Here is a 9,357-nt window from a genome sequence, read left to right on the forward strand (position 1 = left end):
CGCCGTGGAAGGAACCCCCGTGAAGAACCTCGCCCTGATCGTCCTCGGGATCGGCCTCGGATTCGCTCTCGCCCACCGGGTCTCCCGCACCGAGGCGGGCGCCCGCTTCTTCGCCGACATCAACCGCACCGCGAAGGAGCTCGGCGAGGCCGTCTCCGAGGGCTACCACCAGCGCGAGGCCGAGCTGAAGGCCGCCATCGGCGAGGGCTGACGCCCCGCCGTCCGACATCCGCGTCGTCACCGACCGAACCGTAACGGAACCCATGCAGACCGCAGACATCCGCAACCGCTGGCTCGACTTCTTCGGAAGCCGCGGCCACACCGTGGTGCCCTCCGCCTCCCTCGTCAGCGAGGACCCGAGCCTCCTCTTCACCGTCGCCGGCATGGTGCCCTTCGTGCCGTACCTCACCGGAGTGGTCCCAGCGCCGTACCCGCGAGCGACGAGTGTGCAGAAGTGCATCCGGACGAACGACATCGAGGAGGTCGGCAAGACCCCGCGTCACGGCACGTTCTTCCAGATGAACGGCAACTTCTCCTTCGGGGACTACTTCAAGGAGGGCGCGATCGGCTACGCCTGGGAGCTGCTGACCGGCGCCGAGAGCGACGGCAGTCTCGGCTTCGACGAGAAGGACCTCTGGGTCACCGTCTACAAGGACGACGACGAGGCCATCGCACTCTGGAAGAAGATCGCGGGACTGCCGGACGAGCGCATCCAGCGCCTCGAGAGAGACACCAACTACTGGTCCACCGGTCAGCCGGGCCCCGCCGGACCGTGCTCCGAGATCTTCTTCGACCGCGGGCCCGCCTACGGCGCCGACGGTGGCCCCGCCACGGACGATGACCGTTACGTCGAAATCTGGAACCTCGTCTTCATGCAGTACCTCCGCGGCGAGGGCACGAGCAAGGTCGACTTCGACATCCTGGGCGAGCTGCCGCGGAAGAACATCGACACCGGCATGGGCCTCGAGCGGGTCGCGTTCCTCAAACAGGGTGTCGAGAACATGTACGAGATCGACCAGGTGCGCCCGGTCCTCGACCGCGCGGCCGAGCTCTCGGGCCGACGCTACGGCGCGGTGCACGAGGACGATGTGCGGATGCGCGTCATCGCCGACCACGTGCGCTCCTCGCTCATGCTCCTGTCGGACGGCGTGACGCCCTCGAACGAGGGCCGCGGCTACATCCTCCGCCGTCTGATGCGCCGGACCGTACGGGCCATGCGCCTGCTCGGCGTGGACACCGCGACGTTCCCCGAGCTCTTCACCGCCTCGCGCGACGCGATGGCGGCGGCCTACCCCGAGGTCTCCACCGAGTTCGAGCGCCTGTCGACCAGCGCGTACGGCGAGGAGGAGGCGTTCCTGCGCACCCTCGCTGCAGGCACCGAGATCCTCGACCTCGCCGTCCTCAAGACGAAGAAGGCCGAATCGCCGACGCTGCCGGGCGACACCGCGTTCCTTCTGCACGACACCTTCGGCTTCCCGATCGACCTCACCCTCGAGATCGCCGAGGAATCGGGCCTCTCGGTCGACCGCGAGGCGTTCGACTCCTTGATGACGGCGCAGCGGACGCGGGCGAAAGCCGACGCGAAGTCCAAGAAGTCCGCGCTGGCCGATCTGTCGGTCTACGCGGACTTCCGTGCGCAGGGCGAGACGGTCTTCACCGGGTACGACATGCTCGACACCCCGTCGCGCATCGTCGGCCTCATCGTCGGCGGTCACTCCGTGACGAAGGCGGTCGCGGGTGACATCGCCGAGGTGATCCTCGAGGCCACGTCGCTCTACGCGGAGTCGGGCGGCCAGGAGGCGGACGCCGGCCGGATCGTCGGCTCGGGCTTCGATCTCGAGGTCCTCGACGTGCAGAAGCCGGTCAAGGGGCTCATCAGCCACACGGTGCAGGTCGCCAGCGGCGAGGTCGGAGTGGGCGACGCCGCCACCTCCGTCGTTGACCGCGACTGGCGCCGGGGCGCCACGCAGGCCCACTCGGGCACGCACCTCATCCACGCCGCGCTGCGCCAGGTGCTCGGCCCGCAGGCGCACCAGTCCGGCTCCTACAACAAGGCCGGGTACCTTCGTCTGGACTTCTCCTGGAACCAGGCGCTCTCGCTCGAGACGCGCAGCGAGATCGAGGAGATCGCGAACTCCGCGATCCGCGACAATCTCGAGGTCGTCACCCGCGAGCTCCCGCTCGACGAGGCCAAAGCGCTCGGCGCGATGGCACTCTTCGGCGAGAAGTACGGCGACGTCGTGCGCGTGGTCGACATCGGCGGACCGTGGTCGCGCGAGCTCTGCGCAGGCACCCACGTCGGTCGCTCCGCCGAGGTCGGCCTGATCAGCGTCGTCAGCGAGTCCTCCGTCGGGTCGACGAACCGCCGCGTCGAGTCGCTCGTGGGCCGTGAGGCGTTCCGGGGACTCGCCGCCGAGCGCGCACTGGTCAGCACCATCTCGTCGTCGCTCAAGACGCCTCGCGAGCAGCTGCCCGAGCGCATCGGCGAGCTCGTCGCGAGCCTGAAGGCCGCCGAGAAGCGGATCGCCGCCTTCGAGGCGCGCGCGCTCGCCGATCGCGTGCCCGCGATCACCGCGAACCGCCGCAGCATCAACGGGACGACCGTCGTCGCCGAGAGCATCGGTACCGCGGGCTCGACGGACGAGCTGCGCTCGCTGGTCACCTCCGTCCGGGAGCGGCTGGGCCAGGACCCCGTCGTCGTCGCCCTCGCGGCCGAGGTCGGAGGCAAGCCGGCGGTCATCGTTGCGACCAACCAGGCGGCGCGCGACCGGGGCCGCCGCGCCGGAGCACTCGCGAAGCGCGCGGCCGGGATCCTCGGTGGTGGCGGCGGCGGCAAGGACGACCTCGCCCAGGGCGGCGGCTCGGACGCTCGATGATCGGCTCCGCGCTCGAGGTCGTGGTACAGGAAGCGACCCGCTGAATGCCGAGGTTCGGTGTCAGGCTCGGTATCGATGTGGGCGCTCCCGCATCGGAGTCGCCCGCTGCGACGCCGACGGTCTGCTCGCCGTGCCGATCGAGACGGTCGCCCGCTCGGGCGACGGCGATTCCTCGGACATCTCCAGGATCGCTCTCCTGGCGGCCGAGTACGATGCCGAGGCGATCATCGTAGGCCTGCCGTTGTCGTTGTCGGGTTCCGAGACGGCCTCCACCGAGGATGCACGCGGATTCGCTCGACGGCTCGCCGAAGCGATTCCGACCGCCCCGGTGCGGCTCGTGGACGAGCGGCTGTCGACGGTGACCGCCCAGAGCGCTCTGCACCGTTCCGGACGCAGTACACGCGGCTTCCGCGCCGTGATCGACCAGGTCGCCGCCGTGGTGATCCTGCAGCACGCCATCGATTCCGAACGCTCGGCCGGCACCCCGGCCGGAGCCGCGCTCGAAACGAACGAAGGACCAATTCGTGACCGACGTCCCCCCGAGCCGCCGCGACGTCCGCGCCGCCGAGTCCGCGCAGTCGGCTCCGCAGCGTCCGAACCCGGACCGTGCCCACGCCTTGAGTGAGGCGGGAGCGCGCGATCCGTTCGACCGGCTCTTCACCGGACCGGCGGTTCCGGAGGCGAGGGGCCGCGGCGAAGCGGTCCCGATCGATCCGGTCGCCCGGCCCTCCTCCTCCCGCCGCCGCTCGCGCAGCACCCGGAAGCGCCGCACGCGCCGGGGCCTGATCGGCGGGCTGCTCGCGTTCGGCGTCTTCGCCGCTCTCGTGGCGATCGCCGTCACCATCTTCATCGAGCCCGTCCGCGGCCTGTTCGCGGAGTCGGAGCCCGCGGATTTCACCGGCACGGGGACGAGCGAGGTGATCTTCACCATCCATCAGGGGGACGACGGCAGCGATATCGCCAACAATCTCGTCTCGGACGGCGTCATCAGGTCGTACGCGCCGTTCTACCAGCTTCTCCTCGCGCAGAGCCCGGAGCCCGTGTTCCAGGCCGGCGCCTACTCGCTCAAGGCCGAGATGAGCGCGAAGGCCGCCCTCTCGGCGCTGCTCGACTCCGAGTCGACCCGCCTCGCCAACACGTTCGTCATTCCCGAGGGGACGGCACTGAAGGCGGCGTTGCCGCTGATCGCCGACGGAACCGGTGTGGCGCTGGCCGATCTCGAGGCCGCGGCCGCCGACTGGGGCTCGTTCGGACTCCCGGCGGGCGCGACCAGCCTCGAGGGATTCCTGTTCCCCGCGACGTACGACATCAATCCGTCCACATCTGCGCACGACATCCTCAAGACCCTCGTCGACCGGATGTTCGCCTCCCTCGACCGGGCCGGCGTGCCCGTCGACGACCGCTACCGCGTTGTGGTGTTCGCCTCCCTCGTGCAGCGCGAGGCCCGCGTCGCGGAGGACTTCCCGAAGGTTGCGCGCGTGTTCCAGAACCGGCTCGATCAGGGTTGGCGCCTCCAGTCCGATGCGACGGTCGCCTACGGCACCGGAGCGACCGATCGGGTCTCGACGACCGACGCCGAGCGGAACGACGTGAACAACGTCTACAACACCTACCAGCGCGACGGCCTGCCGCCCGCACCGATCTCGAACCCGGGCGACGTCGCGATCGACGCGGTCCTGCATCCGGCAGACGGCACCTGGATGTACTTCGTCACAGTGAACCTGCAGACCGGTGAGACGGTTTACTCGACGACCGACGCCGAGCACAACGCCGCCGTCGCCCAGTGGCAGGCGTGGATGCGGGACCACCCGGAGTACCAGTGACGGCCGCCGGGTACCGCCTCGCGGTCCTCGGCGCGCCGATCGCGCATTCGAAGTCGCCCGCCCTGCATGCGGCGGCCTACCGGGTGCTCGGGCTCGACTGGAGCTACAGCGCCGTCGAGACCACGGAGGCGACGCTCGCCGCGGTCGTGTCCGGCGAGCGCTGGCACGGCCTCTCGCTGACCATGCCCCTGAAGCACGCCGTCCGGCCTCTGCTCGCCGAGGAGGACCCTGTCGCGCGGACGACCGGAGCGGTGAACACGGTGCTCGTCGACCGCTCGGGCGCGGGTCCCAGGTCCGCGGCTTCAACACCGATGTCGCGGGCATCGTGCGGGCGTTGCGTGACGCTGGAGTCGGCTCCGTCCCCCGCATCGAGGTGCTGGGCGGAGGCGCGACCGCCGCGTCCGCACTCGCCGCGGCCGCCGAGCTGGGCGCGAGCCGCGTCACACTGACGTTGCGCTCGCCCGAGAAGGCGGCTGCTCTCGCTCCCGTGGCGGCCGCGCTGGACCTGGCGCTCGACGTGAGGCCATTCTCCGCGTGGGCCGCGGGGGAGCCCGCTCCGCTGGTGGTCTCGACCCTGCCGGGCGGGGCCGCCGACGCGCTCGAGGTCCCGGAGGCGGTCGTCGCCGCCTCGACGCTCTTCGACGTCGCGTACTCCCCGTGGCCGAGCGCACTCGCGCGGCACTGGGAGGCGGCCGGGTCGCCGGTCGTCTCGGGCCTGGGAATGCTGCTCCACCAGGCGCTCGTCCAGGTCCGCATCTTCGTCGCCGGCGATCCCGCCGCGGCCCTCGAGCACGAGGACGAGGTGCTGGCCGCGATGCGGCGAGCGGTAGCACCGGGCCCGCTGCACTGAGGGCGTATGCCAGAATCGGAGGATGCTCCGTTGGCTCACGGCCGGGGAATCCCACGGTCCCGAACTCGTCGCCGTCCTCGAAGGACTGCCGGCGGGTGTCCCCGTCTCCCTCGACGACATCCGCGCCGATCTGGCGCGCCGGAAGCTCGGCTACGGTCGCGGCGCCCGCATGAACTTCGAGCAGGATGAGCTGACGATCTCCTCCGGCATCCGTCACGGCGCCACTATGGGCAGCCCGATCGCCCTGCGGATCGGCAACACCGAGTGGCCGCGCTGGGTGGACGTCATGTCGGCCGAACCGCGGGACCCGGAGTCGCTGCCCAAGGGCCGGGGAGCGGCGCTCACTCGGCCGCGTCCCGGTCACGCCGACCTCGTCGGCATGCAGAAGTACGGCTTCTCCGAATCGCGCAACGTGCTGGAGCGCGCCTCTGCCCGCGAGACAGCCGCGCGCGTCGCGCTCGGCGCCGTGGCACGTCGGTTCCTCGGCGAGCTGGGCATCACCCTCGTGAGCCACACCCTCGCCATCGGCCCGGTGCGCGTGCCCGAGGGTTCGCCGCTTCCGACGCCCGCCGACGTCGGGACGCTCGACGCCGATCCGCTGCGCTGCCACGACGCCGCGACGAGCGCGCTGATGGTCGCGGAGGTCGACCGCGCCCACGACGACGGCGACACCCTCGGTGGGGTCGTCGAGGTGCTCGCCTACGACCTCCCGCCCGGGCTCGGCTCCTCCGTGCACTGGGACCGCCGCCTCGATGCACAGCTCGCCGCCGCAGTGATGGGGATCCAGGCCATCAAGGGCGTCGAGGTGGGCGACGGGTTCCTCACCACGACCCGCCGCGGCTCCGAGGCGCACGACGAGCTCTTCCGGGCGGCAGCGGGCATCGCGCGCTCCAGCGACCGGGCCGGCGGCACCGAGGGCGGGATGAGCACCGGCACAGTGCTGCGGGTGCGCGCCGGGATGAAGCCGATCGCGACGGTGCCGCACGCGCTGCGCACCGTCGACGTCGCGACCGGGGAGGCGGCCGGTGCGCACCACCAGCGTTCCGACGTCTGCGCCGTCCCCGCCTCGGGCGTCGTCGCCGAGGCGATGGTCGCGCTGGTTCTCGCGAACGCGGTCCTTGAGAAGTTTGGCGGCGACAGCGTCGCGGAGACCCGGCGCAACCTCCGGGGCTACCTCGCCGCCATCCCCGACGAGCTGCGCACGGTGTCCGAGAGCGACCCGGCGCTCGGGCTCGCCTGATGCCGCGCCCGACGGCCGCACGCTGATGGCGGGACACGATACCGGCGCGGCCCGCGCCCGCGTCGTCCTGATCGGCCCGATGGGTGCCGGCAAGACGACGATCGGCAGGCGGGTCGCGAAGGCGCTGAGCGCCGACTTCGTCGACTCCGACGCCGAGTTCGTGCGCAGCCACGGACCGATCGCCCCCTACTTCGCGCCCACGGCGAGGCCGCTTTCCGCCGAGAGGAGCGCCGCGTCGTCGAACGCGCCGTCCGTCGCGACGTTGTCCTCAGCCTCGGCGGGGGAGCGGTGCTCGACACAGCCACCCGCGCCGACCTCGCGGTCGTGCCGGTCGTGCTACTGACCACCACGGCCGAGGCCGTCCGCGACCGGCTCGGCTCCGGCTCCCGACCCCTGGTGCGCGGCGGCGTGGCCGACTGGACCCGCATCTTCGACGCGCGACGCCCGATCTACGAGGCCCTCGCCGATTTCGTCGTCGACACCTCGCGGCGACCGATCACCGTGATCGCTGCTGAGACCGCGGAGTGGGTGCGCGCGCAGCGTCCCTCCGACATCCCTGCACCATCGGACCCGGCGGCGCCCAGCCGCCCGAGCGGAAGACAGTCATGAACGACGGCACCACCGCCCTCACCGTCAGCGGAGAGAACGGCTACGACATCCACGTCGGGCGCGGACTCCTCGACGGCCTGGCCGACGCGATCGGCCCGCGCGCCGCGAAGGTGCTCATCGTGCACCCGCCGACCCTCGCGGTGCTGGCCGCCGAGATCCGCGAGAGCCTGCTCGAGCGCTACGAGGTGCTGCTCGCCGAGGTGCCGGACGCCGAGGCCGCGAAGCGCGTCGAGGTCGCGGCCTTCTGCTGGCAGGTGATGGGCCAGTCCGACTTCACCCGCACGGACGTCGTGGTCGGCTTCGGCGGAGGCGCGATCACCGATCTGGCCGGCTTCGTCGCCGCCACCTGGCTCCGCGGTGTGGACCTGGTGCAGGTGCCGACCACCGTGCTCGGGATGGTCGACGCGGCCGTCGGCGGTAAGACCGGCATTAATACGGCCGAGGGCAAGAACCTGGTTGGGGCCTTCCACGCCCCGCGCGCCGTCGTGGCCGACCTCGACGTGCTGACCAGCCTCCCGCGCAACGAGATCCTCGCCGGCTTCGGCGAGATCGTGAAGTACGGGATGATCGCCGAGCCGCGCATCCTCGACATCATCGAGTCCGACATCGACCTGGCCACCGATCCCACATCCGAGGAGTTCCGCAGCCTGGTCGAACTCTCGATCGGGATCAAGGCGCGCGTCGTGGGCGAGGACTTCACCGAGAAGGGCCTGCGCGAGATCCTGAACTACGGGCACACCCTCGGGCACGCGGTCGAGCACGCCGAACGCTACCAGTGGCGCCACGGTGCGGCAGTCTCCGTCGGGATGATGTTCGCCGCCGAGCTCTCGCGCCTGACTGGCTCGCTCAGCGACGCTGTGGTCGACCGGCAGCGCAGCGTCCTCGAGTCGCTGACGCTACCGACGAGCTACCCGCTCGGCCGGTGGGAGACGCTCCTCGCCGCCATGCAGCGCGACAAGAAGACCCGCGCGGGCATGCTCCGCTTCGTGGTTCTCGACGACATCGCCCGGCCGAGCATCCTGCAGGGGCCGGAGACGTCGCTGCTGTTCGCGGCGTATCAGGAGATCGGGTCGTAGGTCCGGGCTCCTGGACGGACGCTCGTGGTCGTGGTCCTTCTCGGGTCGTCGTCGGTGCGGAGGTATGCGCGCGGCGTCGCCCCGGCTCACAACGATGGGAGGCGATCCAGACCCCGACCCGACATCCTCATGATGCGCGCGAGCTCATGGATCCGGTCGAGAAGCAGAGCGGGGACTTTCGAGTCGGAGTCGTCGAGGGCATCGACGGCCGTCTCCAGGCAGAGCACGTACTCCGTGTGCTTGTTGAAGTCTCGGCACCAGGCGAACCAGTCGGGATCGAAACGCTCCTCCAGCCGATCGAGCAGGTGGTCGAGGGCGCGCTCCATCCGTTCGGAGTACAGCATGCCTAGGCTCCTGCGCAGAATGTGCTCGGTCTCCGGACGCATCGGCCCGCGGTACTTGTGGCGCCAGAGGCCCCTCGCGCGGAGGGAAGCAATCGGCCCGGCTCCCTCCTCCTCCGTCCCGGACGAGGCATGGGTACCCGCACACCGCGGGACTCGATCCATCACTATGTCAAGGTTCACGATGGACGCGACAGGGTAGTGCCGGGTCAGGACGTCCGGCCAGTTCTCGCTGTCCAGTCCGTGGAGGAGCTCCTCCAGGCAGAGGGCGAAATCTTCTCGGCTCGGGGGATGCCGCAGGTACACCTCGGTCTAGAGATCGAGTCGCCGTCGCACCCGGTGGAGCACCGTGCGGAGGTCGGTGCGCACACGGCGGAGTCGCTGATCGTCCACGGTTCTCCTGCGCATGATGATGCGTGATGTGACCGGAACTGCCACGCGAGTTCTGTTTGAGCCTCATTATTGGCTCTTGTGCTTATCGCGCTTAATGGTACTCTGCAGAGTCCAGATATAGATCAATAATCCAAAGATCTACTATCTTG

Annotated in this window: 8 protein-coding genes and 2 pseudogenes; 9 read left to right on the plus strand and 1 reads right to left on the minus strand. The window is 70.4% G+C overall.

All coding sequences use genetic code 11. The features are described 5' to 3' along the window. The 9 genes and pseudogenes from ACH61_RS12305 to aroB all read left to right on the plus strand — a co-directional run. Window positions 1-211 (plus strand): hypothetical protein (locus tag ACH61_RS12305; RefSeq protein ID WP_236713671.1); only part of this gene is annotated, 211 nt, incomplete at its 5' end. 52 nt (window positions 212-263) lie between these two features. Continuing rightward, window positions 264-2,876 carry an alanine--tRNA ligase gene (gene alaS, locus ACH61_RS12310; RefSeq protein ID WP_068212428.1) on the plus strand — a complete coding sequence of 871 codons (2,613 nt, stop codon included), beginning with the start codon at window positions 264-266 and terminating at the stop codon, window positions 2,874-2,876. 44 nt (window positions 2,877-2,920) lie between these two features. After that, window positions 2,921-3,387: pseudogene (gene ruvX, locus ACH61_RS12315) on the plus strand (Holliday junction resolvase RuvX); the annotation flags it as partial. Window positions 3,388-3,400: 13 nt separating this feature from the next. After that, a complete protein-coding gene (mltG, locus tag ACH61_RS12320; RefSeq protein ID WP_068212431.1) occupies window positions 3,401-4,699 on the plus strand; it encodes an endolytic transglycosylase MltG in 1,299 nt (432 codons plus the stop codon). Then, window positions 4,696-5,148, plus strand: coding sequence for a shikimate dehydrogenase family protein (locus ACH61_RS18500; RefSeq protein WP_236713672.1), 453 nt, complete (start codon window positions 4,696-4,698; stop codon window positions 5,146-5,148). The genes mltG and ACH61_RS18500 overlap by 4 nt, the downstream gene beginning before the upstream one ends. Further along, a complete protein-coding gene (locus ACH61_RS18505; protein ID WP_236713673.1) occupies window positions 5,073-5,549 on the plus strand; it encodes a Rossmann-fold NAD(P)-binding domain-containing protein in 477 nt (158 codons plus the stop codon). The genes ACH61_RS18500 and ACH61_RS18505 overlap by 76 nt, the downstream gene beginning before the upstream one ends. A gap of 22 nt (window positions 5,550-5,571) precedes the next feature. After that, window positions 5,572-6,789: a chorismate synthase gene (aroC, locus tag ACH61_RS12330; RefSeq protein ID WP_068212433.1), complete on the plus strand. Its 1,218-nt coding sequence runs from the start codon at window positions 5,572-5,574 to the stop codon at window positions 6,787-6,789. A 79-nt stretch (window positions 6,790-6,868) separates the two neighbouring features. Beyond that, window positions 6,869-7,398 (plus strand): annotated as a pseudogene (locus tag ACH61_RS12335) (shikimate kinase). Further along, the gene (gene aroB / locus ACH61_RS12340; protein ID WP_068212436.1) at window positions 7,395-8,474 is read left to right on the plus strand and encodes a 3-dehydroquinate synthase; all 1,080 of its coding nucleotides are present in this window, start codon (window positions 7,395-7,397) and stop codon (window positions 8,472-8,474) included. The pseudogene ACH61_RS12335 and the gene aroB overlap by 4 nt, the downstream one beginning before the upstream one ends. A gap of 86 nt (window positions 8,475-8,560) precedes the next feature. Here the strand turns inward: aroB and ACH61_RS16970 are convergent, their stop codons facing one another. Next, complete coding sequence (locus ACH61_RS16970) at window positions 8,561-8,818, minus strand: hypothetical protein (RefSeq protein WP_132505087.1); 258 nt, start codon at window positions 8,816-8,818, stop codon at window positions 8,561-8,563. Window positions 8,819-9,357 lie beyond the last annotated feature (539 nt).

It is taken from the genome of Rathayibacter tanaceti (genome assembly GCF_001634385.1).
Classification (GTDB): domain Bacteria; phylum Actinomycetota; class Actinomycetes; order Actinomycetales; family Microbacteriaceae; genus Rathayibacter; species Rathayibacter tanaceti.